The following is a 21,726-nucleotide window of genomic DNA, read 5'->3' on the forward strand; positions in this document are numbered from 1 at the left end:
CCGCGGATGCCGCGGTACGGCACAGCGCCCAGCGTGGAGGCGTGCGGCAGACCACCGCGCACCGCTGCCACCTGGAGGGTCCATGTCCACGTCCACCGCCCCGGGAGAGCACGTAGCGGACGGCAGGACACGGACCCCCGGGCAGCTGTGCGCCGCAGGCCAGGACGGCTACGGGCAGGTGCGGGACATCCTCCAGGCGGCGGAGGGCCAGGAGGTCACCGCGATCGCGGCCGGGGCGCACCACAGCCTGGCCGTCACGGCCGGCGGGCAGATGCTCGCCGCCGGGTACGACAGCGACGGCCAGGCCCACGGCATGTGGAAGGCGGCGCAGGGCAGGCGGATCTCCGCGGTCGCCGCCGGGCCGCTGTTCAGCCTCGCCGTGACCGGGGACGGCCGGCTCCTGGGCACCGGCCTGGACGACTTCCGGCAGGTGGCGGGCATCGTCGAGGCGGCGCACGGCCTGCATGTCGTCACCGCCGCCTGCGGGGGTTTCCACGCGCTGGCGGTCACCGCCGACGGCCGGCTCCTCGCCGCGGGCCAGGACCGGCACGGCAGCGTGTCGGGGATCCTGGCGGCGGCCGGGGGCGCGAAGGTGGCCGCGGTCGCCGCGGGCGAGCTGCACAGCCTGGCGGTGACCGAGGACGGCCGGCTGCTCGCCGCCGGCCTGGACGATCTCGGCCAGGTGTCCGGGATCCTGCAGGCCGCGCAGGGCAGGAGGATCGTGTCGGTGGCCGCCATGGGCATGCACAGCCTGGCCGTGACCGAGGACGGCGAGCTGCTGGGGTCCGGCCGCGACGACCACCACCAGGTCTCCGGGCTGCTGCGGGCCGCGCAGGGCAAGCGGATCCGCGCGGCCTCGGTCGGCAGCCTGCACGGGCTGGCCGTGACGCAGGACGGCCGGCTGCTGGCGGCCGGCCGGGACCGGGACGGCCAGGTGTCGGAGATCGCGGCGGCCGTGGCGGGCCGGACGGTCCTCGCCGTCGCGGCGGGCGGCGCGCACAGCCTCGCGGTGGTCGCGCCGGACGGGCCCAGGGGCCGGGCGGTCCGGGCGGACTTCACCGATGCGGCCGGTGGCCGCGAGCGCCTGTCGCTGCAGTTCCTGCGCGCGGCCGACGGCATCGACACGACCCTGGTCTCCGGGCAGCCCGCCCGCGACTTCGGCATCCGGGAAGGCGTGCCCGTCCAGCTGGTCGTGCGGCGGATGGCGGCCGGCCGGGACGAGGTGCTGGGCGACGGCTCGATGTGCTTCACCTACGACGAGATCACCGGGGTCGTCGGCGTCGACACCCGCGCCAGCCGGCCGCCGTCCGGTCTCCTGTGCACCGGGCACGGCGCCAACCGCTTCACCTTCACGTGGACGGCGACGGCGACGGCGACGGGGCGGGAGTGACCGTCACACCCGCCGCATCCATCACCCGCGACCCGCCGACCGGCAGGTCCCACAGGTCCTGCCGGGGCCGGCCCGTGGCCGCCCACGCGGCCCGGACCCGGAGCAGCGGCTCCAGCGGCGGCTCGGCGGAGAGCAGGAACGTCGCCCAGTGCATGGGGGCCATCAGCCGCGCGCCCACGTCCTGGCAGGCGCGGACGGCCTCTTCGGGGTCGGTGTGGACGGTGCCGAGCATCCAGCGCGGCTCGTAGGCGCCGATGGGCAGCAGGGCGAGGTCGATGCCCGGGTAGCGCTGCCCGATCCGCTCGAACCAGTGGCCGTAGCCCGTGTCCCCCGCGAAGTACACACGCCGCCCGCCCGGCGCAGTGACCACCCAGCCGCCCCACAGCGAGCGGCAGGTGTCGAACAGGGTGCGCTTGCTCCAGTGGTGCGCGGGGACGAAGTCGAAGCGCACCATGCCCGCGGGGCCGGGCAGTTCGACGGCCTCCCACCAGTCGAGCTCGGTGACCCGGGTGAACCGCCTGCGGCGCGCCCAGCCGCCCAGGCCCGCGGGGAGCAGCAGCGGGGTGTCGCGGGGCAGTCGTTTGAGGGTGGGGGCGTCGAGGTGGTCGTAGTGGTTGTGGCTGATGACGACCGCGTCGACTCTCGGCAGGTCCTTCCAGCGCACCCCGACCGGGGTCACCCGCGGCGGCGTCCCGAGGATGCGGCGGGACCAGACCGGGTCGGTGAGCACGGTCAGCCCGCCGACGGAGAGCACCCAACTGGCGTGCCCGGCCCAGGTGGCGGCGACGGAGGCGGCTTCGACGGCCGGGACGGGGCCGGGTTCGACGGGCAGTTCGGGGATCTCCCCCAGGACTTCGGGTCCCGGGCGCAGCCGGCCCTCGCGGGCGAGGCGGGCCAGGGCACGGACGCCGGGCAGCGGTGCGGTGAGGCGGTCGGCGAACGACCGGGGCCAGGTGCGGCGCTCGCCGAAGGGGCGTGGGCCCGCCAGGGGGCGCTCGGTCTGCTCGGTCATCTACGGGCTCCATTCGTGGGGAGCGGAGGCACGCTCATGACGGTAGGTCAGCCACCGGCGAGTTCACTGAACGCGGATCCAAAAGTGGACAACGCCTCCGCGACGTCCGGCAGGGCCAGCGGATCGCGGGCGTCCAGGGCGCGTTGCCGCTGCTCGTCGGTGGGGCCGAGGAGCGGTGGAGTGGCCAGGCGGACGCGCAGGGCGTCGGGTTCGTCGCCGAAGTGGTGGCTGCCGGGCACCGGCCGGCCGAGCGCCTCGGTGAGGTGGGCCTCCAGTTCGACGGAGTCGGTGATGCCGCGGGCGGCGAGGGGTTCGCGCAACTCGCCCAGGTCGGCGTAGAGGTGCGGGCCGGTCTGCGGCGGGCGGCAGAGCACCCCGGCCGCGGAGAGCCGCTCGCGCGCGGCGCCGGCCAGGATCCCGTACAGCCGCCCGGCGGCCGTGATGCGGTTGCGGACGGGCTTGGGCTCGGTCAGCGCCCAGGCCGTCACGGCCGCGAGCGGGGGCGCCGGTTCGGCCCGCAGGGCGGTGAGGACGGACAGGACGCGGGTGCGCAGCACGGCGCCGGGGCCGTTCTCCGGGAAGCGGGCGACGGCGGCGGGCCAGCCGGCCGGGAGCAGGGTGCCCGCGAGGTCGGTGAGGACGACGACGTTGTCGGGGCGCATCTCGGCGGGGCCGACGTAGACGGTGCCGTGCGGGTCGTGCCGGGTGTCGCGCCAGGTCTCGTCGCTGATGACGGTCAGTTCCTCGGCGGCGGCCGCCTCGCAGACCTCGTGCAGGATCTCGGGCGGGGCGACGGTGCCGGTGGTGTCGTCGGCGACGGACAGCACCAGGAACCGCGGCCGCCCGCCCTCGGCGCGGATCCGGCGGACGGTCTCCAGCAGTGCGAACGGGTCGGGCACGCCGCCGCACTCGGCCGGTACGGGCACGGGGTAGGCGAACCGCCCGGCGAGCCGGGAGACCGGTACGTACCAGGCGGCGCACGGGCGGGTGAAGAGCACCTCGCCGCCCGCCGCGGCGAGCAGCGCCATGAGCAGGGGCTGGGCGGCGGAGGCGGCGACCACGCGCTCGGGCCCCACGGGCAGACCGCGCCGCGCCCAGTAGCGGCAGGCCGCCTCGCGCAGCTCCGTGCCGCCGCCGACCGGTTCCGGCCCGCTGCGCCCGGCCGCCTCCGCCAGCCGTGCGGCGAGCTCGGGCAGGACGGGCAGGCCGTGCTCGGCCGCAGGGAGGGCGGGGGCCGCCGGAGAGCCCTTGCCCTTCTGCATCCGTACCTCCCTGTAGCTCACCTGTAGCTACACCTTTGCAGACGCGTGTGGCGGGCGGCGGGCCGACACGGGCGGCCGGGTGACGAAGTCGTCCCGGATGGTGATACGTACTTCTCGCCATCCGGGACGCGCGCGTACGGTCGGAGCGACGAACCGCCGAAAGGGGAACCCGTGGAACCCGTGTACACCCATGGCCATCACGAGTCCGTCCTGCGCTCGCACAGCAGGCGCACGGCCGCCGACTCCGCCGCCCATCTGCTGCCCGCGCTGCGGCCGCACCACGAGATCCTGGACGTGGGCTGCGGCCCCGGCACCATCACGGCCGACCTGGCCGCACTCGTCCCGCAGGGCCGGGTCACGGGACTGGACGCGGCGGCGGAGGTGCTGGAGAAGGCCCGCGCCGTGGCGCGCGAACGCGGCCTGGAGAACGTGGAGTTCACCACGGGCGACGTCCATGCGCTGGACTTCCCCGACGGCTCCTTCGACGTCGTCCACGCGCACCAGGTGCTGCAGCACGTGCCCGACCCGGTGGGCGCGCTGCGCGAGATGCGGCGGGTGTGCCGGCCCGGCGGTGTGGTCGCGGTGCGCGACGCGGACTACGCGGCCATGACCTGGTATCCGCCGATACCGGGACTGGACGACTGGCTGGACCTCTACCGACGCGTGGCCCGCGGCGCGGGCGGGGAACCGGACGCCGGGCGGCGGCTGCTGGCGTGGGCGCGGGCGGCCGGGTTCACGGACGTCACCGCCTCGGCCGGCACCTGGTGCTACGCGACGCCGGAGGACCGGGCGTGGTGGAGCGGCCTGTGGGCGGAGCGCACGGTGGCGTCCTCCTACGCCGCGCTCGCCGTGTCCGGCGGGCACACGGACCGCGCCGGTCTGGAGGCCGTCGCCGGGGCGTGGCGGGAGTGGGGGCGGCAGGAGGACGGCTGGTTCGCAGTCCTGAACGGTGAACTGCTGTGCCAGGTCTGAAGGTTGAGGCCAAGGCATGCTCCCGCGGCACGCCCTTCGCCAACTAGCCTTGATCCCATGAACATTCTGGGGACCTCGCTGAGGGTGTGCGTCGGCGATCTGGACCATGCGGTCGCCGTGTACGAACGGCTGACCGGAACGGAGGCGCTGCGTTTCCAGCGCGGGGGCGTCAAGGTGGCGGCGGTCGGCTGCTTCTTTCTGATGAGCGGCCCGGAGGCGGAGCTCTCCATCCTGCGGAAGATCACGGCGACGATTGCGGTGACGGACGTCGAAGAGGCCGTCGCCGACCTCCGGGCGGTGGGCGCGGAGATCATCGCGGGCCCGGTCCCGACCCCGATCGGCCGGAATCTGGTGGCTCGCCATCCGGACGGCTCGATCTTCGAATACGTGGACCGCGCGGCCGGTGCAGCGCCATAGGGCGGCGCCCTGTCAGGGGCGCTGGGGGTACCCCCGGCGCCCCTGACGGGGCTCACCCCAGCCAGGTCGGCGCATCGGCGCCCCAACGCCCCGCCGGGCGGGACCAGTCGCGGGGCCCACCGTCGAAGGACACGGGCGGCAGGGCATACCGGACCCGCCCCAGCGGCCCGTCCGCCTCGGCCAGCCATGCCGAGGGCTCGTACGCATTCCGCATCAGCCAAGCCGCGGTCTGCGCAAGCGCAAACCGGGCGACATGACTCCCGCCCCCCGTCAACTGCTCGGTGACGGACCGCAGTACGGCGGCAGCCAGCAGGTACCCGGTGCCGTGATCGAGCGCCTGCGCGGGCAAAGCGCCCGGCTCGCCGCCGTCCCCCTCGACTGCGGCGATCCCGCACGCGGCCTGGACCAGCGAGTCGAACCCGCGCCGCCCGCCCCACGGCCCGTACGCGCCCCAGGCGCTCAACTGCCCGACGACCAGCCCCGGCCGGCGCTCCACGAGCGCCTCGGGAGCCAGCCCGTAGGCGTCGAGTGCGCCGGGCCGGTACCCGGTGACGACCACATCGGCGGAGGCGAGCAGCTCCTCGAAGACGGCCCGGTCCGCACGCCGGGCGAGGTCGAGCACGGTCGAGCGCTTGCCGAAGCCGGTGTCGCTGTGGGCGTCCTGGCTCTCGGGGAGGCGCGGGGAGTCGACGCGCAGGACGTCCGCGCCGAGCAGGGCGAGCGTGCGCGTGGCGACGGGCCCGGCGATGACGCGCGTGAGGTCCAGCACGCGCAGCCCGGCAGCCGGGGCAACGGGCCCGGCGGGGCCGAGGGTTCGTACGGGCCCGTCCGCGAACCGTTCCCGCGTGAGCAGCGGACGTTCCGCCACGGCCGCACCCTGGGGGTGGGCGGCCCACTGCTCAGGAGTGCGCACGGCGACGGCCAGCCCGCCCGCCGCGTACACGACGTCCTCGACGTCCGCGGCGGTGCGGCCGGCGAGTTCGGCGGCCACGCGCGGGACGAGGGCCTCGTCGTCACCGCAGTCGGCGACGCCGAGCGCGGCGAGCAGCCGGGCCCGGTGGTGCGGGTAGTTGGCGTGCGTGCGCACCCGCCCGTCGGCGGTGTCCCAGAAGCGGGACAGGGGCGCGAAGGTGACCGGGGGACGGCCGTCGACGAGCAGATGACGTTCGCTGACGAACGCGGTGGCGACGGCGCCGTCGTCGACCCGCACCGTCGGCAGCGGGCTGCCGCCGGCCCGCGCGGCGGCCAGTTCGGCGGCGGCCAGGGCGCACACGGCGACGGTCGAACGCGCCAACTCCCGTACGGGCAGGCGTGCCGGGAGTACGGCGGCGGGGCCGCCGTACTCGATCGCGGCCGTGTGGGCGGGGTCTCCGCCGAGGAGGGCCCAGGCGTGCTTGATCATTCCCGCAGTGTGGCACCGGGTGCCGGCGGAGGGAAGCGGGCGGAACGCCTCGTCTCCGCCCGCATCCTGCGCCCCGTCAGGGGCGCTGGGGGAGGAACTGCGCGAGCAACCCAGGACAACCCGCACCCGGCAACCGGGCCATACCGCTCAAGCGGCAACGGCCTCGATCACGAAGTACGGCACCTCCGGCCCGACCGGAACGACGGACACCAGCGAAAGGTCCGCCCGCGAGAACAACTCCGCGAAGTCGTCGCGCGTCCGCTCCCGACCGCCCAGATTCACCAGCATGTTGAGGTCGCTCAGATAGTTCATCCCGCCCTCCCGCCCGTCCGCCATGTCGGGCAGCACCGCCTCGACGACGATCACCCGGCCCTCCGGGGGCAGCACGGACCGCACATGGCGGAGGATGGTGGCGGCCCGGTCGTCCGACCAGTCGTGCAGCACGCTCTTGAGCAGATACGCGTCGGCACCCGCGGGCGCGGAGGCGAAGAAGTCACCGGTGACGAGGTCGCAGCGCCCTGCCAGCCCCGCCTCTTCCAGCTTCGCCGCGGCCTGCGACAGCCCCTCGGCGGAGTCGTAGAGGATCCCGCGCAGCGCGGGGTTGGCCCGGAGCACCCCGGCGAGCAGCGTGCCGTCGCCGCCCCCGATGTCGGCGACGGTGCCGAAGCGGCCGAAGTCGCAGGCCACGGGCAGGAGTTCCGCGGTGTTGCGGGTGCCCTGGCTCATGGCGATGTTGAAGTTCTCGGACAGCTCCGGGTTGTCCTTGAGGAAGCTGAAGTAGTCCGTGCCGAAGACCTTCGGGAAGGACGGCTCTCCGGTCCGGACGCTCTCCCCGAGGTGCTCCCAGGAGCGGAGCATCGACGGCTCGGTCAGCAACCTGGCCACGTAGGCCATGGATTCGGGGTGATCGGTGCGCAGGCACGCACCGGTCTCGGTGGTGGCGAAGACACCGGGGACGGTCTCGGTGAGCAGCCCGATCCCGGTCAGCGCCCGGAGCAGCCGGGTCGTCGACTGCAGGTCGGTCTTCCCTTCGGCGGCCAGTTCCTCCGCGCTGCGCCCGCCCTCGCCGATCCGGTCCAGCACCCCGAGGCGCAGTGCGGTGTTCACCAGGTGCCCGATCATCGGGCCGAAGGCCAGTTGCAATATCCGTGAGCGGTACTCGGTCATACGACACCCCTTCGGATTTGAGTAAGCCCACCCTAACTCCCTTGTGTGCAGCGCTGGGCGAGGGTTCGCAGATCCACGATCCGGTAGCCGCGGGCCCGGACGGCGTCGATGATCCGCGGCAGGGCCTCGGCGTCGAGGACGTGTCCTCCGTCGCCCGCGGTGTTGCCGACGTGCATTTGCACGATCTCGCCGGAGGTGAGGGCTGCGAGGGCCCTCTCGATCACCTTGTCGACGGTCATGCCGCGTGCGGTGCCGAGGTAGCCCTTGGTGTCGGTGGTGAACTCGACGTCGGTGAACCCGAGGGTGTTCACCTCCGCAATGGCCTGCGGGGTGGTCTCGCTGTACGGGAACCGGAAGAGCGGCAACGGCTCGGTGCGCCCGGCCCGGCGGATGGCAGCGTCGGCACGCCACACCTCTTTGGCGATCGCGAGGCGGCCGAGGGTGCTGAAGTGCGGGTGGCTGTAGGAGTGACTGCCGAGCCCGTGGCCTGCGGCGGCCATGGCGCGTACGGCGGCGGGGTGCCGCTCGGCGAACCGGCCGGTGGGGAAGAAGGTTGCCGGCGCGGCGCGTTGGCGGAGGGTGGCGAGGGTGGCGGCGAGGCCGCCCTCGTCCCAGGCGGCGTTGAAGGTGAGAGCGACGACGGGGTCGGCGGTGGGGATGCGGCGGATCGCGGTGTGACAGTCCGGTCCGCTCGCCACCGGTCGGCTCGCCGCCGGGGCCGTGGCGGTGCCGAGCAGGGTGACGGCGATGGCGAGCGCCCTCGCAATACGGTTCATACCCGCTCAACGCGGGGGCCCTGCGGGCGGCTACGGGATGAACGTTCCCTCTTGGAGGGCGGCCACAAAGGCCGTCCAGGCGGGAGCCGGTATGGCGAGGGCCGCCCCGCGGGGGCGTTTGCTGTCCCGGACGGGGACGGTGCCGGTGGCTGCGCCGCGGCGGAAGATCTCTACGCACTCCCCCTCGTTGCCGCCGCTGTGGCTGGACTTGATCCACTCGTCGCGCTTCGGAGTGCCGCGGGACGGGCTCAGGCAACGGGCCACCTCAAGGCACTGCCCCTCGTTGCCACCGCTGTAGCTGGACTTGACCCACTCCACACCGGGTATGCCACCTATGCTCACGAGTTCCACTCCTGCATCACTTTGCGAATCAGGACCAGCGATTCGCCCGGGGACAGCGCGTCAGCGCGAAGCCGATCGTAGGTCACGTGCGCCTTGGCCACGGTTCCGGCGGAGTCGATCACTTGGCCGTGCACGGGGTTCTCCACATACAGGACGTCAGGTTCTTGCTCATCGAACCGCAGCACGATGAACCCCATGGATGTCGCCGGAGCTCCGGACCTGAACGGGAGTACCTGAAGGGCGATGTGCGGCGACTCCGCTTCGCTCGCCAAGTGACCCATCTGCTCACGCATGATGTCGGCGCTGCCGACCATGCGCCGCAGGCAGCCTTCGTCCAGGATGACCCAGAGCAGCGGAGGCCTCTCCCCCGCGATCACCTGGCGGCGTTTGATTCGCCTGGCGACCTTCTCGGCGATCTCATCCGACGTGTCGCGAGGGTGGGCCTTGCGAAAGACCGCCTCCGCATATCTCTCTGTCTGCAGCATCCCCATCACGAGCCCCGAGCAGAAGCTCAGGATCGTCGTTGCGCGCTGCTCCAACATCACGTACGGCTCGAACCACGTGGGATACCCACCGCTCTTGGCGGCCCGCTTCCGCAACCGGACGAACGTCCCCGGTGTACCGAAAACAACATCGCACGCCTGGGCGAACTCCAGGCTGGCAAGCCGCTCCCCCGCCTCCACCTTGGCGACGTACTGCTGTCCGTACTGGGCCAGTTCGCCGAGCTCGCGCTGGCTCATTCCCCTTGCCGTACGCCACTCGCGCACCTCGGTGCCGAAGTAGGCGGCCCCGCTGACCGGAGATGTCACACAAACCCCCTTCACCCCAAAGCCGTTGGGGTGGTCCCAACCCTGGTCACCGTACGGGCACCGCACCACGCTGGAAGCGAACCGCCCAGAACATCGCTCGCGTGAGTGAGCGACCGGCAAACAAAGGTTGCCCCGATGCCCCATACCCCGGAACCGACACCCGAAGCCGTCCGCAGGGCACCCCGTTGTGCGGGGTGTGCATGGATCAAGGACGAGCACGCCAAGGCGACAGCCGCCGGCGATCGCGTCGCGGCCGAGAAGTGGGTCGTCCTCATGGGCCGCCACCAGCGCGCGGACCACGGGTGAACAACTGCGCCCACCCGCAAGGGTGGACCACCCACGACGGCGTCGACCACTGCACCGCAGGATGCGGCACACGGCGCTACCCCGGGTACGGTGCACTGCACATCGAAATCCCCGAACGCTTCCGTTCAACTGCGCAAGCAGGAAACGCGCCAGCCTCGGAAGCCGTGCCCGTAGGATCCATTCCGCTGCCGCCGAACGGCGCCGGCAAGGGGGATTCAGCACCGCGCAGCGGCCCCGCTGCGCGGTGCTGATGGTCACCGCGTCAGCGGAACGCGGCCACGTTCTCCCGCGCCCACTGCGCAAAAGTCCGGGCCGGGAGGCCCGTGACCCGCTGCACCGTGTCGTGGACCTCGAACATGCCGGGCCGGGGGTCGCCGCCCATGAGGTCCAGCACCTCCTTGGCGACTTCGTCGCCGAGGCCGACGGCATACTGCTGGTGCGCGGCGGCACGCGCGACCTCGACGCAGGAGAGCTCACGGCCGAGGGCCTCGGCGATGGCGGCGGTCTGCTGCCGCGGCGAGACCGTCTCGGGGCCGGTGAGCGGGTACGTACGCCCCCGGTGCGCCGGATCCGTGAGGGCGGCGTGGGCGACGGCGGCGATGTCGGCGGGGTGGACGGCGGGCAGGCCGGTGTCGGGGAACGGCGCGAACACCGCGCCGTGTTGGCGGATGGAGGCGGCCCACCACAGGGCGTTCGAGTCGAACTGGGTCGGGCGGAGGACCGTCCAGGCCATGCCGCTGTCCTTCAGGGCCTGTTCGACGGCCAGTCGCTCCCGGGCCGTGACGAGGTGCGGGTGGGTCCCGGAACCGAGGGAGCCGAGGAGGACGACGTGCTCTACGCCGGCAGAACGGGCGGCCGCCAGGACGTCCGCCTCGCCGCCGAAGCCGGGAACGAGGAAGAGCGAACGCACGCCGTCGAGGGCGCGCTTGAGCGTCTCGGGCCGGGCGAAGTCGCCCTCCACGGCCTCGGCCCCCGCAGGGAACGCGGCGGCCCGCTGCGGGTCGCGCGTCAGTCCGCGCACCGGTGAAGTGCCGGAGCGGTGCAACGCCTCCAGCAGAAGACTGCCGACGGTCCCCGTCGCGCCGGTCACCAGAATCATGGTCACGTCTCCGTTTCCCTCGCCCCGAGGCCACTTCCCGCCGGACGCTAGGTCCTCAACTGCGGTTCAGGTCAAGCCGAAGAGGCCTCTTCATGCGACAACGCACAGTCGTGCACGCATGGACGCTGAGCGTCGCATTCTCCACGGTCGGGGTCAGGCGATCAGTCCGTATCCGGATCGCCGGCCTCTTCGAGGAGACGGACCGCGAGGTCGTCGGCCCACTCCACGGCCCAAGCACGGAGTGCGGTGATCGTGGCGGCATCGAGCCCATGGGCGGCAAAGGCTTCGTCGTCGGTCCACTCGGCGCCCGTGAGGTTCGACTTTGGTCCCGATCACGTCCTCCTCCGCGAGGACGGGCCCGTACGGACTCTGGGCGACCGGCCGCCAGAAGATCTCCTTGAGGACGTCGACCTCGCACTCCTGGCCGGTGACCGGGTCGGTCACGGTGAAGCGGGCGGACAGCGGGGCAGTCTCCAGCGCGTGCACCTTCCAGCCGCGGGCTTCCAGGCCGGCGCGGAGCGTGGCCGCGATGTCGGCCATGGGCGCCGGGTTCTCGGTTGCGACATCGAGGTCCTGGCTGGGGCGGTTCACGAGGCGGTGCGACCGACGAGGGTGCGCAGCACCGGCCATAGCTGGAGGAGCAGGTCCCGGTTGAGGTACCGGGGCAGGTCGTCGCGCAGGCCCTCGTGCAGGACCGTGCGGTACAGGCCCATACGCTGACGAGGCTTGCTCATGTCGTACGAGGTCATCCCGGACCAGGCCAGGTGCAGCGGCAGCTCCACGACCCCCTGGGTCGGGCCGTGCAACTCGTCCAGCGACTCCGGCAGACGCCGCCGGAACTTCTCCCGATACAGCGTGAGGTCCTCGGCGTCCGTGGGCGAGAAGCCGCTTGATACGCATGCAGAGTGCCGTGGGCTGGAGGACATGACAGGTCACTGCGTGACGGCCCGGCGGGTTCTTGCGCTTGGGCATCAGCGATGCCGTTTGTCATGATCCGAGGATGGCGCAGCTCAAGATCAAGGATTACGAGCACATTCTCGACCTCGTCACCGCCGTGCTGCAGAACGGCGATCCCGACGCCTCCTGGCACCTGATATCGCGCGAGCTGTTCACCGTCATGCGGGCCAACACGGTGATCATGGCCCGGATGTGCCCCAGTGGCCGCACCGGGGTGGCCGAGGCGTGGGCGCCGGAGTGGCTCGGGCGCGAAGTCGGGGAGTTGCTGCGGCGTCGGCTGCAGCAGGGACATCCGCTGATTCCGTATCTGCAGGCGCGGGAGCACAGCCCCCGCCGGATGACCGATCTCTGCGAGACCTGGCGGAAATCCGCCTGGTACAACGACGCGTTGCGCACCTACGGCACCAAGCAGCAGCTCGGCGTGCCGCTGCCGGGGGAGCCGGGCGGGCTGCGGGCCATCGTCTTCGGGCGCGAAGGCGAGTTCGGTGAGCGCGACTTCGCCTTCGCGTGCCGGGTGCAGCCGTTGCTGATGGCGGTGGACAACCACCTCCGTGAACTCCGGCGGCTGCGCGCCGCGGTGGGCGCGGATTCACCCGTCGGCGACATCGGCCTCACGCCGCGCGAGGCCACCGTGCTGGGGCTGCTCGCCGAGGGGCTCACCACGGAGGCGATCGGCCGCCGTCTGGCCATCTCGCCCCACACGGTCAACCGCCACCTGGAGAAGGTCTATCGGAAGCTGGGCGCCAACAACCGCGTGACGGCCACCGCCCGGGCGCGGGCGGCCGGGCTGGTGGGCTAGGGCAGAATCTCCAGCTGGACGCCGCTGTTGCTGCCCCCGATGCCGGAGGTGAGGCAGTCCGTGGGCAGTTGCCGGGGCGGAGCGGCGACGGTTCGCCGCACCTGGTGTCCCGCGCCGCGGCCCTCGGTGACCCGGCCCGATTGCAGGGTGAACAGGACGCCCATGTCACGGACCGTGGTGGCGCTCTCGATGGCGATCACCGACCGACCGCCGTCGGCGTACCGGACGGTTTCCACGCCGAGCGCGTCGGAATCCGACACGCAGGACGCCGCGGTCCGGAGCGACTCGAAGGTGCTGGTGGCCGCAAACGTGTGGCCTGCATGCGCGGTGCACGAGTCGTACCGCACCTCCGCGTGAACGCGGGTCGGCTGCGGCGTCAGGGTGAGCGGTGGGTCGTAGCGGCTCACGGAATTGCCCGTGCAGGTGACGGCCCCCTGCTCGCGGGGCCGGGCCTGGCTGTCCGGCGCCCACACCAACGACGACAACACCAGCGCCAGGGAGCCCAGCGTCACCGCCGTACCGCGCATTCCGAACACATTCCCTCCAACACCCGTGGCTTTATTGCCCTTTGACTGCCCTCGTTCGCAGCTGCCATCCCAGCGCCTCGAAGCGCACCCTCCGCGCGCGCCTGCCCGGACGCGCTGCCTCACGCGCCACTGCTGTCGTCGGGTTCACCTGCTGCGGCGGGTAGGAAGCGCTGGACGAGTCGTCGTCGAGCCGATCCCCGAGCAGGAGGAATCCCGAGTGGACCGCACGAGCACCACAGCCACCACCACTCCCGCCACCACACCCACCCAGCGCGTCTTCGCCATGATGGACAGGGACGGGGACGGCGTGATCTCGGCGCACGACTACCTCTCCCGCATCGATCGGGTCGTGCAGGCGACGGGGCGCCCGGAGGACGACCCGCTCGTCGCCACCGCCCGTGCGGAAGGGCTCAAGGCCTGGGGGACGATGGACGCCGACGGAGACGGCCGGCTGACCTTCGCCGAATACGACGCATGGGTGGACGGCGACAAGTTCGACAACATCTGCCAGTACGCCCTGGGTTCGCTGTTCGACCTCGTCGACGCCGACGGGGACGGCGCCTTGGACCGCGCCGAGTTCACCACCCTGCGCACCGCGCTCAACAATCCGCCCGGCAATGCGGGGGCGGCGTTCGCCGCGCTGGACACCGATGGTGACGGGCTGGTCGCCCGTGATGCGTATCTGGCGGCGATCCGCGCCTACATCGTCGGTGACGACTCCCCGATGGGCGAAGCACTGTACTAGGGCGTGCCCCTGGTCGTCGCTCCAGGCACGGCTCAGGCCGAGACAGGTATACGGGACAGGGCGGTGCGCAGCGCGAAGGGCTCGTCGTGGCTTGCCGCGCAGTTCCCCGCGCCCCTTCAGGGCGCGACCACGCACCGCACATCGGTGAGTTGCTCCGACAGTTCCCACAGCCGACGGCCGGTCCGAGGGTCGGCTGCCGTAGCGGACAACTGCACTCGCGTCGGGCCGCCGCGCAGTTCACCGAAACCGTCCGGCCCGATGAACTCACCGCCCTGCACGTCCGGGGCGGTGGCCGCGTACAGCTGCGGCAGCGCACCCTGCTCCGGGGACTGGGCGAGCGGGGCGAGGATGTGGCCGAACAGCAGTTTCACCATGCCGACGGGCGCGCTCGTCTGGAGGCTGGTGGAGGTGTAGCCGGGGTGCGCGAGCACGCTGCGCACCGGGCTTCCTGCCGCGGTCAGCCTCCGGTGGAGTTCCCGTCCGAAGACGGCGTTGGCGAGTTTCGACTGGTTGTAGAACCCCATGGGCGAGTACGTGCGCTCGCCGGAAAGGTCGTCGAAGCAGAGGCGCCCCTGCCGGTGGTTGGTCGAACTCACCGTGACGACGCGGGCGTTGTTGCCGGCGGCCAGCAGGTCGAGCAGCAGACCGGTGAGCGCGAAGTGGCCGAGGTGGTTGCAGGCGAACTGCAACTCGTGGCCCTGCGCGCTGAGTGAGCGCGGCGGCGCCATCACGCCGGCGTTGTTGACGAGCACGTCCAGCCGCGGGTGATCGGCGTGCAACCGATCGGCGAACGCCCGGACCGAATCGAGATCGGCCAGGTCGAGACGGCGCACCTCGAGGTCGGCGCCGGGCTGCTCGGCGGCGATCCCTGCGGCGGCCCGGCGGCCTTTCGCCTCGTCGCGTACGGCGAGGATCACGTGCCCGCCCTTGCGGGCGAGTGCCCGGGTGGTCGCCAGGCCGAGGCCGCTGTTGGCTCCGGTGACGACGAACACCCGGTCGGCCTGGTCCGGTATCCGATCGGCGGTCCAGCGCTGCTTCTTCGTCATGCGGCACACGCTGCCGTGCATGGCACTCGGTGTCAAGAGGTAACCAAGTGCCATGGATGGCACGGCGGAGTAGCATGGCCCGGTGAGCTCCCGCCCCGACGTCACCATGGCCCAACGCAAACGCCGGCTCGTCTCGAACGAGCTGAGCGAAGCGGCGCTGCAACTCCTGGCGCTGAAGGGGTTCGACGCGGTCACCATCGACGAGATCGCGGCCACCGCAGGCGTGTCCAAGCGGACGTTCTTCCGCTACTTCGCCTCCAAGGAGGACGTGGTCGTCCAGTTCCTGGCCGACATGGGCGCCGGCATGCGTGCAGCCCTGGCGTCCCGTCCCCTCGGGGAGCAGCCTTCCGTGGCCCTGCGGCACACCGTCCGGGACCCCATGGCCGCCTGCGCCGATCATTCCGAGAGAGCACTGCGCGTGGTTCAGCTGATCCTGCGCACCGCCGCGCTGCGCGCACGCTTCCTGGAGCACCAGGACCGGTGGCGCGACGACCTGGCAGCGGAGCTGGCGCAGCGCCTGGGGCTCGATCCCGACACCGATCTGTACCCGCAGCTGGCCGCCGGGATGGCGCTCACCGCCTTCGACGCCGTGCTGCGGCGGTGGAGCGGCAGCGACGGTGCGGACGACCCCGCCGAACTGACCGACCGCGCCTTCGCCGCAATCGCCCCGGCGCTGGACGCTGTCGGGCCTAGTAATCCATGATCGCCCCGCACGAGATGTTCACCGTGGCCGCCGTCATCGTGCGGGCGCGGTCGGAGGCGACGAAGGCCGCCACGTGGCCGACGTCCGCCAGGGTCGCCGTCCACTTGAGCAGGCTCGCCCGTTCCAGGCCGGCGACCATCTCGGTACGGCCGGGAAACCCCTCCGGGATGGTCTCCGGGACCCCGCCCGTCTTGAGCGTGACGAACCGGATGCCGTGCCGCCCCAGTTCGCTGGCCCACTGGCGGCGCTGTCCTTCGAGGGCGTCCAACGCGACCTTGAAGCCGCCGAGTTCGGGCAGCGTGTGCGGGCCCGAGCCGCCGAAGGCGAGGATCACGCCCGTGCCGCGCGGGATCATATGGCGGGCCGCGGCGCGGGTGGTGAGGAAGTGGGTGCGGGTGGCGGTGGCGACCGGGCGGAGGAAGTCCTCCGCCGAGATCTCCATCAGCGGTGCCTGGACGTCGCCGTACGAGATCAGGTTGAACGAGATGTCGATCCGCCCGGCCCGCTCCGCCACCGCGTCGACGTAGAGGTCCACCGCCTGCTCGTCCAGGGCGTCCACCCGGTCGGTCTCGGCCGTGCCGCCCGCCGCGCGGATCCTGTCGGCCACCGGGTCGAGCGACTCGAAGGACCGGCCCGACAGGAACACCTTCGCCCCCTCACGGGCGAACGCGCGCGCCACCGCACCGCCGACGGGGCCGCCCGCGCCGTAGACGAGGGCGACCTTCTTCTCCAGGAGCGCCATCGCCGTCCACCGCCTACGACCGCCGCCGTACATGCACGAAGCGGCCCAGGAACCAGCCGATCACCAGCATCGCGACCAGTGTCAGCCACAGCGGCGCGGACACCTCGGGGACGATGAGGCGGATCGTGATGCGGCCGGTGTTCTCCAGCACGAAGACGAGCAGCAGGACCAGGACGGCCAGCACCACGACCCTGGAGGGCGTCAGCGCGTCACGGACGCGACTTGCCAGGCTCATGCCTCAACGATCCCAGCGTCCTCCGGGTGACGCCACCGCGATCGCCGCCGCATGGCCCTGACCTGCGTCGACGTCCGTGAGCGCCCAGCCGGGCGGCGAGGCCGGGACCTCTCCGGAGCCTACGTAGGTGACGGCCGGACTCTCCGAGAGGCCCGTGCCCGTCCCCTTGAGATAGGCCTCCTTGCGCGTCCAGCAGCGGGCGAAGGCCGGCGGGCGGGCGGCATCCGGGAGGGCGCCGAGTTCCGCGATCTCGCGGGGGTGGAGCATGCGGGACACCTCTGTCACGACGGACAGCGGCTGCTCGGCCTCGACGTCGGCGCCGACAGGGGTGTCGGCGAAGGCGAGGAGGGCGAGGTCGGCGGAGTGGGAGAGGTTGAAGTGGAACGGCGCACAGGCGACGGCCGGACGGCCGTGGGGACCGCCGCAGCCGGGGCACGGCTCACGGGTGAGCCGGACTTCTCCGGGGGCCTTGCCGAGGTAGGCGCCCAGGAGGCGGCGGAGGGCGAGGTGGGAGGCGGCGTACCGGGTGCGGTGGATGTCGTGGACGAAGGCCTTGACGCGGGCCCGCTCCTCGGGGTCGAGGATCGGCTCGTACTCCTCCGCGGAGGGCGGGTCGGTGATACGGAGCAGCCAGACGTGCGGCCGGTCGCCGCGGGTCCACTGTTGCGGCAACGGATCGTTGCCGAGGATGCGGGGCCGTATCACCATGTGGATCACCCTACCGGGGCCGCGCCCCTCAAGGGGCGCGGGGAACCCGCAGCCGGAACTACTCCCCCAGTTTCAGCAACGGCACCCCCGCCACCTCCACCCCGAACACCTGCGCGTACAGCGACAGTTCCGCCTCCAGCGCCCGCACCATCGTCTCCTTCCTCCGGAAGCCGTGCCCCTCCCCCTCGAACGACAGGTACGCGTGCGGCACCCCGCATCCCGCGACTGCTTCCAGGAAGCGGTCGCACTGCTCCGGCGGGCACACCGGGTCCTCCAGGCCCTGCAGGAGCAGGAAGGGAACGCGCACGCGGTCCGCCCGCGTCAGCGGGGCCCGGTCCCGGTAGCGCTCGGGGAACTCCTCGAACGAGCCGATCAGGAAGTCGAGGTAGCGCGACTCGAAGTCGTGCGTGCCGCCGTCCGCCCAGCCCAGCAGGTCCAGCACCGGATAGAGGACGGTGCCGCACGCGTACACGTCCGTCGAGACGAGCGACGAGGCCGCGGTCCAGCCGCCCGCGCTGCCGCCGCGCACGGCCAGCCGGGCCCGGTCCGCCGTGCCCTCCTCCGCCAGCGCAGTGGCCACGGCCGCGCAGTCCTCGACGTCGACGACGCCCCAACGGCCGCGCAGGCGTTCGCGGTAGGCGCGCCCGTAGCCCGTCGAACCGCCGTAGTTCACGTCGGCGACGCCGATGCCCCGGGAGGTGAAGTAGGCGACGTCCAGGTCGAGGACGGCGGGCACGCGGGACGTGGGGCCGCCGTGGGCCATCACCACGTACGGCGGGAGTTCGTCGGCCGGCCCGGTGAAGTCGGGGCTGTGCGGCGGGTAGATGTGGGCGTGGATCTCACGGCCGTCGGGGGCCGTGAAGGTACGGATCTGCGGCTCGGGGTAATAGGCGGGGTCCACGGGATCCGTGTGCCGGGCACCGATCGTGCGGGCGCGTCCCGTGACCGTGTCCAGCTCGACCACCTCGTACGCGGTGCGCGGGCTCGCCGCGACGCCCACGGCCCGGGTGCCGCTCACCGTGAGCGTCGCCGCCCACTCCGTCCACGGCCCGGCCGCGTCGACCAGTTCCCCGGACTCGGGGTCGAGTATGCCGAGGACGGCCGCGCCCTTGCCGTGCACCACCGCGATCAGCCCGTTGGCCAGCGGCGCGAACCACCTCATGCCCGGCGTCCACAGCGGCCCCGCGAACTCCTCCTCGCGCCGGCACAGTTGGGTGGCCGCGCCCGTGGCGGGGTCGACGCGGTGGAGGTTCCACCAGCCCGTACGGTCGGTCGCGACGATCAGCGAGCCGTCTGGCGCCCACTCCGCCTGGGCGATGGCCTCCTCCGGCCCGCCCAGCAGCGTGCGGGTGTCCGCGAACCGGCCGTCCTCCGTCACCCGGGCCGTCTTCAGCTCCGTGCCCTCCCACGGCATGCGCGGGTGGTCCCAGGCGAGCCACACCGCCTGCCGCCCGTCCGGGGAGAGCCGCGGGCCGGTGACGAAGCGATGGGCGTCGTCCGACAACTCCCGCACGGCGGACCGGTCCGCGGCCGCCGAGCCGTCCAGCGGGACGGCCGCGAGGAAGCGGCGCACGTCCGACGGGCCCTCGCCCGTGAACTCCTCGGCCATGCACCACACTTCGCCCCGCTCGGGCAGGAGCACCGGGTCCGCCCAGCGCAGTCCCCCGCCGACCGCCGAGACCGGGGTCAGCGGCCGGGGTACGGCGCCCCCGGGCGCGTCCGGCTCGAAGGCGTACAGGCGCTGGTCCCCGAAGTGGGTGAAGACCAGCAGCGGGCCGCCCGCCGGCCGCGGCACTCCCGCCCACGGGAAGCCGCTGTACTCGAAGACCCGGTTGCGGACGTTCCACGGAGCGGGCAGCGCGGACTCCTCGGCCCCGTCGGCCCGCCGCCGCACCAGAGTGGCCCGGCCCGCCTCGGCCGGGCGGGGGGCGACCCACCACACCTCGTCGCCGACCGCGCCCACGCACGCGGGCCGGCCGCTGCGCGACGCGACGAGCGCGGCATCGATCGGGGACTGCCAGGCTCCGTAGGGCGCCGTGGACACCATGGGCCACTCCTCCTCGGGACGGTGTCCGCTCAGTTCACCGAGCGGTCTTCCTCACGTCGTGCCCGTCCATTCTGCTCATCCATGAAGTAGTGGTCGAGAACCCGGACTCCGAAGTGCAGGGCGTCGACCGGCACCCGCTCGTCGACGCCGTGGAACATCGCCTGGTGGTCGAAGCCGGCGGGCAGCCGGAGCGGGTTGAAGCCGTAGCCCACGATGCCCAGGCGGGAGAACTGGTTGGCGTCCGTCCCGCCGGACATGCAGAACGGGACGACATGACCCTCCGGTGCGAAGTGCCCGATCGCCGCCTTCATGCGGGCGAACACCGGGGTGTCGAGGGGTGCTTGGAGCCCCTCGCCCCTCTGGTAGTACTCCCACTCCACGTGCGGCCCGGTGAGCCGGTCGAGGGTGTCCCGGAACTCCTCCGCGGCGCCGGGCACGACCCGCCCGTCCACGTGGGCGGTGGCGGCGGCGGGGATGACATTGACCTTGTATCCGGCGTTCAGCATGGTCGGGTTGGTGCTGTTGCGCAGGGTCGCCCGCACCAGCTTGGCGGCCGCGCCCAGCTTGTCCAGCAGGCCCTCGACGTCGAAGTCCGGCGCGTCCGGGTCGGCGTCGATACCGTGCACCGCGGCGAGTTCGCGCAGCGCGGCCCGGACGAGCGGGGAGAGCCGGACCGGCCACTCGTACGCGGCGATCCGCTGGACGGCGGCGGCGAGGTGGACGATCGCGTTGTCGGGGTTGACCTTGGAACCGTGCCCCGCCGTGCCGTGCGCGGTCAGTTTCAGCCAGGCCGTGCCGCGCTCCCCCGCGCCCACCGGGTAGATCTGCAGACCGCCGTCGCCGTGGAAGGTGTACGCGCCGGACTCGCCGATGCCGACCGTGCAGCCCTCGAACAGCACGGCGTGCTCCCGGGCCAGGAAGTCGGCACCCGTGAGGGCGCGGTCCTCCTCGTCGGCGGTGAAGGCGAGGACGACGTCGCCGCGCGGCCGCACCCCCGCCCGGGCCCAGGAGCGCACCAGGGCCAGCATCATCGCGTCCGCGTTCTTCATGTCGACCGCGCCGCGGCCCCAGACCACCCCGTCGCGGACCTCGCCCGAGAAGGGGTGGACGCTCCACTCGGCGGGCTCGGCCGGCACCACGTCCAGGTGCCCGTGGAGCAGCGTCGCCGCGGCGCCCGGGTCCGAACCGGCAAGGCGGGCCACGACATTGGTCCGCCCCGGCTCCTTCTCCAGCAGCACCGGCTCCAGGCCGGCCTCGGCGAGCCGTTCCGCCACGTACTCGGCGGCCGGGCGCTCCCGGCCGTCCCCGCCACCGTGATTGCTGGTGTCGATCCGGATCAGGTCGGAGGTGAAGCGCACCACTTCGTCGAGCGCCTGCCCGTCCACCCGGTCCGCCGTGCCGTCATCCATACTCTTCCTCCACCGCCGCCGACACGACGGTCGTGACCGCCTTGAAGCAGCGGATTCCGTCGTACATGGTCGGCGTGGTGAAGGTGATCCGGCGCTCGCCGCACTGTTCGACGCCGGGTACGCAGGTCGCCTGGCCGGCGAGGTGCTCGGCGTCGAAATCCAGCTCCCAGACGAACGGGCCGCCCCGCACCGGCTCGTGCCGCACGGCCAGCGCGGCGGCGTCCTTCGCCGCGGCCCGGATGTCGGCCGCCGTACGGGCCGGCGGGCGGCACACGGCCGCGTACCGCGACACATAGTCCTTGACCGCGACCGAACGGGCCCGGGGCGCATACCCCTTGGCGTCCTCGCACGTCCGGTCGTCGCCGGTCACCAGCACCACGGGCACACCGTATTCGGCCACGACGAGGGAATTGAGGAACCCTTCGCTGGCGCGCGTGCCGCCCACCCGGACGCCGGTCAGCGAGTTGGCCAGGTAGGTGTGCGCCAGCACCCCCTCGGCACCGGCCGCCGCGTGGTACCCGACGAACGCGATCCCGTCGACGTCGCCGTGCTGCACGCCCTCGACCATGCTCAGGGCCTTGTGCTTGCCGGTGAGCATCTCGGCCCGTTCGTCGAGCTTCTCCAGCAGCAGGTTGCGCATGCTCCAGTGCGCCTCGTTGACGAGGACGGCGTCGGCGCCGCCGTCGAAGAAGCCCGCGATGGCGGCGTTGACGTCGGACGTGAAGAGATGACGGCACCGCTCCCACTGCGGCGCCCCGGGCAGCACGTCGCCGGGCCAGGTGACCCCGGTGGCGCCTTCCATGTCGGCAGAGATCAGGATCTTTACCATGCCCCCGTTCTACCGCAGGAAGGGG

The 21,726-nt window shown here is 72.6% G+C and carries 25 protein-coding genes and 1 pseudogene; 8 read left to right on the plus strand and 18 right to left on the minus strand.

What is annotated here, in order from left to right:
- The first annotated feature begins 82 nt into the window (after positions 1-82).
- The gene (locus HG542_RS00530) at positions 83-1,390 is read left to right on the plus strand and encodes an RCC1 domain-containing protein (protein WP_171077933.1); all 1,308 of its coding nucleotides are present in this window, start codon (positions 83-85) and stop codon (positions 1,388-1,390) included.
- Here the strand turns inward: HG542_RS00530 and HG542_RS00535 are convergent.
- Positions 1,350-2,402 carry an MBL fold metallo-hydrolase gene (locus tag HG542_RS00535; protein WP_171077934.1) on the minus strand — a complete coding sequence of 351 codons (1,053 nt, stop codon included), beginning with the start codon at positions 2,400-2,402 and terminating at the stop codon, positions 1,350-1,352. The genes HG542_RS00530 and HG542_RS00535 overlap by 41 nt on opposite strands.
- A 47-nt stretch (positions 2,403-2,449) precedes the next feature.
- Positions 2,450-3,664, minus strand: a complete 1,215-nt coding sequence (locus HG542_RS00540) for an aminotransferase class I/II-fold pyridoxal phosphate-dependent enzyme (RefSeq protein ID WP_171078002.1) — start codon at positions 3,662-3,664, stop codon at positions 2,450-2,452.
- A 171-nt stretch (positions 3,665-3,835) separates the two neighbouring features.
- On the opposite strand from HG542_RS00540, the gene HG542_RS00545 reads away from it, so the two are divergent.
- Together HG542_RS00545 and HG542_RS00550 are read left to right on the plus strand one after the other, a co-directional pair.
- Complete coding sequence (locus HG542_RS00545; protein WP_171077935.1) at positions 3,836-4,636, plus strand: class I SAM-dependent methyltransferase; 801 nt, start codon at positions 3,836-3,838, stop codon at positions 4,634-4,636.
- Between the two features lie 57 nt (positions 4,637-4,693).
- The gene (locus tag HG542_RS00550; protein ID WP_171077936.1) at positions 4,694-5,053 is read left to right on the plus strand and encodes a VOC family protein; all 360 of its coding nucleotides are present in this window, start codon (positions 4,694-4,696) and stop codon (positions 5,051-5,053) included.
- A gap of 52 nt (positions 5,054-5,105) precedes the next feature.
- Here HG542_RS00550 and HG542_RS00555 read toward each other — a convergent pair whose 3' ends face one another.
- The 5 genes from HG542_RS00555 to HG542_RS00575 form a co-directional block, all read right to left on the minus strand.
- Positions 5,106-6,455 (minus strand): CoA transferase, encoded by a 1,350-nt coding sequence (locus tag HG542_RS00555; protein ID WP_171077937.1) that lies wholly within the window; start codon positions 6,453-6,455, stop codon positions 5,106-5,108.
- Between the two features lie 147 nt (positions 6,456-6,602).
- On the minus strand, positions 6,603-7,622 hold the full coding sequence (locus tag HG542_RS00560) for a methyltransferase (RefSeq protein WP_171077938.1): 1,020 nt from the start codon (positions 7,620-7,622) through the stop codon (positions 6,603-6,605).
- A 32-nt stretch (positions 7,623-7,654) separates the two neighbouring features.
- The gene (locus HG542_RS00565; RefSeq protein ID WP_171077939.1) at positions 7,655-8,398 is read right to left on the minus strand and encodes a polysaccharide deacetylase family protein; all 744 of its coding nucleotides are present in this window, start codon (positions 8,396-8,398) and stop codon (positions 7,655-7,657) included.
- Positions 8,399-8,428: 30 nt separating this feature from the next.
- Entirely contained in the window at positions 8,429-8,740 is a 312-nt protein-coding gene (locus HG542_RS00570; protein WP_229922762.1) for a DUF397 domain-containing protein, read from the minus strand.
- Positions 8,737-9,549, minus strand: a complete 813-nt coding sequence (locus tag HG542_RS00575; RefSeq protein ID WP_229922763.1) for a helix-turn-helix domain-containing protein — start codon at positions 9,547-9,549, stop codon at positions 8,737-8,739. Before HG542_RS00575 ends, HG542_RS00570 begins: the two co-directional genes overlap by 4 nt.
- Positions 9,550-9,684: 135 nt before the next feature.
- Here HG542_RS00575 and HG542_RS00580 point away from each other — a divergent pair, with 135 nt between their 5' ends.
- Together HG542_RS00580 and HG542_RS36005 are read left to right on the plus strand one after the other, a co-directional pair.
- Positions 9,685-9,855, plus strand: a complete 171-nt coding sequence (locus HG542_RS00580; RefSeq protein ID WP_171077941.1) for a hypothetical protein — start codon at positions 9,685-9,687, stop codon at positions 9,853-9,855.
- Entirely contained in the window at positions 9,852-10,106 is a 255-nt protein-coding gene (locus tag HG542_RS36005; RefSeq protein WP_368857174.1) for a DUF6255 family natural product biosynthesis protein, read from the plus strand. Before HG542_RS00580 ends, HG542_RS36005 begins: the two co-directional genes overlap by 4 nt.
- An 11-nt stretch (positions 10,107-10,117) precedes the next feature.
- On the opposite strand, the gene HG542_RS00585 is transcribed toward HG542_RS36005, so the two are convergent.
- The 3 genes and pseudogenes from HG542_RS00585 to HG542_RS00590 all read right to left on the minus strand — a co-directional run bounded on the left by HG542_RS00585 (position 10,118) and on the right by HG542_RS00590 (position 11,880).
- Positions 10,118-10,954: an NAD(P)H-binding protein gene (locus HG542_RS00585; RefSeq protein WP_171078004.1), complete on the minus strand. Its 837-nt coding sequence runs from the start codon at positions 10,952-10,954 to the stop codon at positions 10,118-10,120.
- A 161-nt stretch (positions 10,955-11,115) separates the two neighbouring features.
- Positions 11,116-11,620, minus strand: a pseudogene (locus tag HG542_RS34655) (hypothetical protein); the annotation flags it as partial.
- Positions 11,542-11,880 (minus strand): hypothetical protein, encoded by a 339-nt coding sequence (locus HG542_RS00590; RefSeq protein ID WP_171077942.1) that lies wholly within the window; start codon positions 11,878-11,880, stop codon positions 11,542-11,544. The gene HG542_RS00590 and the pseudogene HG542_RS34655, both read right to left, overlap by 79 nt.
- A 74-nt stretch (positions 11,881-11,954) precedes the next feature.
- Here HG542_RS00590 and HG542_RS00595 point away from each other — a divergent pair, with 74 nt between their 5' ends.
- Positions 11,955-12,710, plus strand: a complete 756-nt coding sequence (locus HG542_RS00595; protein ID WP_171077943.1) for a helix-turn-helix transcriptional regulator — start codon at positions 11,955-11,957, stop codon at positions 12,708-12,710.
- Here the strand turns inward: HG542_RS00595 and HG542_RS00600 are convergent.
- Positions 12,707-13,237 carry a hypothetical protein gene (locus HG542_RS00600; protein WP_171077944.1) on the minus strand — a complete coding sequence of 177 codons (531 nt, stop codon included), beginning with the start codon at positions 13,235-13,237 and terminating at the stop codon, positions 12,707-12,709. The two genes, HG542_RS00595 and HG542_RS00600, sit on opposite strands and share 4 nt — an antisense overlap.
- A gap of 217 nt (positions 13,238-13,454) precedes the next feature.
- On the opposite strand from HG542_RS00600, the gene HG542_RS34660 reads away from it, so the two are divergent.
- Positions 13,455-13,982 carry an EF-hand domain-containing protein gene (locus HG542_RS34660; RefSeq protein WP_229922764.1) on the plus strand — a complete coding sequence of 176 codons (528 nt, stop codon included), beginning with the start codon at positions 13,455-13,457 and terminating at the stop codon, positions 13,980-13,982.
- Positions 13,983-14,098: 116 nt separating this feature from the next.
- Here the strand turns inward: HG542_RS34660 and HG542_RS00610 are convergent, their stop codons facing one another.
- Entirely contained in the window at positions 14,099-15,028 is a 930-nt protein-coding gene (locus HG542_RS00610; RefSeq protein ID WP_171077945.1) for an oxidoreductase, read from the minus strand.
- A 106-nt stretch (positions 15,029-15,134) separates the two neighbouring features.
- Between HG542_RS00610 and HG542_RS00615 the strand changes: the two genes are divergently transcribed.
- Entirely contained in the window at positions 15,135-15,731 is a 597-nt protein-coding gene (locus HG542_RS00615; protein WP_171078006.1) for a TetR family transcriptional regulator, read from the plus strand.
- Here the strand turns inward: HG542_RS00615 and HG542_RS00620 are convergent.
- From HG542_RS00620 to HG542_RS00645, 6 genes are read right to left on the minus strand one after another with little or no spacing between them, the layout of a single operon-like run.
- Complete coding sequence (locus tag HG542_RS00620; RefSeq protein ID WP_171077946.1) at positions 15,718-16,473, minus strand: SDR family NAD(P)-dependent oxidoreductase; 756 nt, start codon at positions 16,471-16,473, stop codon at positions 15,718-15,720. The two genes, HG542_RS00615 and HG542_RS00620, sit on opposite strands and share 14 nt — an antisense overlap.
- Positions 16,474-16,486: 13 nt before the next feature.
- On the minus strand, positions 16,487-16,708 hold the full coding sequence (locus HG542_RS00625) for a DUF1049 domain-containing protein (protein ID WP_171077947.1): 222 nt from the start codon (positions 16,706-16,708) through the stop codon (positions 16,487-16,489).
- 3 nt (positions 16,709-16,711) lie between these two features.
- A complete protein-coding gene (locus HG542_RS00630; protein ID WP_171077948.1) occupies positions 16,712-17,416 on the minus strand; it encodes a 4'-phosphopantetheinyl transferase family protein in 705 nt (234 codons plus the stop codon).
- Positions 17,417-17,474: 58 nt separating this feature from the next.
- Positions 17,475-19,463: a dipeptidyl-peptidase 5 gene (locus tag HG542_RS00635; protein WP_171077949.1), complete on the minus strand. Its 1,989-nt coding sequence runs from the start codon at positions 19,461-19,463 to the stop codon at positions 17,475-17,477.
- 29 nt (positions 19,464-19,492) lie between these two features.
- A complete protein-coding gene (locus tag HG542_RS00640) occupies positions 19,493-20,872 on the minus strand; it encodes a M20/M25/M40 family metallo-hydrolase (protein ID WP_171077950.1) in 1,380 nt (459 codons plus the stop codon).
- On the minus strand, positions 20,865-21,701 hold the full coding sequence (locus HG542_RS00645) for a M55 family metallopeptidase (RefSeq protein ID WP_171077951.1): 837 nt from the start codon (positions 21,699-21,701) through the stop codon (positions 20,865-20,867). The genes HG542_RS00640 and HG542_RS00645 overlap by 8 nt, the downstream gene beginning before the upstream one ends.
- Positions 21,702-21,726: the final 25 nt, after the last annotated feature.

It is taken from the genome of Streptomyces morookaense (assembly GCF_013030945.1).
GTDB classification, from domain to species: Bacteria; Actinomycetota; Actinomycetes; order Streptomycetales; family Streptomycetaceae; genus Streptomyces; species Streptomyces morookaensis.

Coding starts and splice junctions, on each gene's coding strand:
- HG542_RS00530 (WP_171077933.1), top strand. CDS start 83: ATGTCCACGTCCACCGCCCCGGGAGAGCACGTAGCGGACGGCAGGACA.
- HG542_RS00535 (WP_171077934.1), bottom strand. CDS start 2,402: ATGACCGAGCAGACCGAGCGCCCCCTGGCGGGCCCACGCCCCTTCGGC.
- HG542_RS00540 (WP_171078002.1), bottom strand. CDS start 3,664: ATGCAGAAGGGCAAGGGCTCTCCGGCGGCCCCCGCCCTCCCTGCGGCC.
- HG542_RS00550 (WP_171077936.1), top strand. CDS start 4,694: ATGAACATTCTGGGGACCTCGCTGAGGGTGTGCGTCGGCGATCTGGAC.
- HG542_RS00555 (WP_171077937.1), bottom strand. CDS start 6,455: ATGATCAAGCACGCCTGGGCCCTCCTCGGCGGAGACCCCGCCCACACG.
- HG542_RS00560 (WP_171077938.1), bottom strand. CDS start 7,622: ATGACCGAGTACCGCTCACGGATATTGCAACTGGCCTTCGGCCCGATG.
- HG542_RS00565 (WP_171077939.1), bottom strand. CDS start 8,398: ATGAACCGTATTGCGAGGGCGCTCGCCATCGCCGTCACCCTGCTCGGC.
- HG542_RS00580 (WP_171077941.1), top strand. CDS start 9,685: ATGCCCCATACCCCGGAACCGACACCCGAAGCCGTCCGCAGGGCACCC.
- HG542_RS00585 (WP_171078004.1), bottom strand. CDS start 10,954: ATGATTCTGGTGACCGGCGCGACGGGGACCGTCGGCAGTCTTCTGCTG.
- HG542_RS00590 (WP_171077942.1), bottom strand. CDS start 11,880: ATGTCCTCCAGCCCACGGCACTCTGCATGCGTATCAAGCGGCTTCTCG.
- HG542_RS00595 (WP_171077943.1), top strand. CDS start 11,955: ATGGCGCAGCTCAAGATCAAGGATTACGAGCACATTCTCGACCTCGTC.
- HG542_RS00600 (WP_171077944.1), bottom strand. CDS start 13,237: ATGCGCGGTACGGCGGTGACGCTGGGCTCCCTGGCGCTGGTGTTGTCG.
- HG542_RS00610 (WP_171077945.1), bottom strand. CDS start 15,028: ATGACGAAGAAGCAGCGCTGGACCGCCGATCGGATACCGGACCAGGCC.
- HG542_RS00615 (WP_171078006.1), top strand. CDS start 15,135: ATGGCCCAACGCAAACGCCGGCTCGTCTCGAACGAGCTGAGCGAAGCG.
- HG542_RS00620 (WP_171077946.1), bottom strand. CDS start 16,473: ATGGCGCTCCTGGAGAAGAAGGTCGCCCTCGTCTACGGCGCGGGCGGC.
- HG542_RS00625 (WP_171077947.1), bottom strand. CDS start 16,708: ATGAGCCTGGCAAGTCGCGTCCGTGACGCGCTGACGCCCTCCAGGGTC.
- HG542_RS00630 (WP_171077948.1), bottom strand. CDS start 17,416: ATGGTGATACGGCCCCGCATCCTCGGCAACGATCCGTTGCCGCAACAG.
- HG542_RS00635 (WP_171077949.1), bottom strand. CDS start 19,463: ATGGTGTCCACGGCGCCCTACGGAGCCTGGCAGTCCCCGATCGATGCC.
- HG542_RS00640 (WP_171077950.1), bottom strand. CDS start 20,872: ATGGATGACGGCACGGCGGACCGGGTGGACGGGCAGGCGCTCGACGAA.
- HG542_RS00645 (WP_171077951.1), bottom strand. CDS start 21,701: ATGGTAAAGATCCTGATCTCTGCCGACATGGAAGGCGCCACCGGGGTC.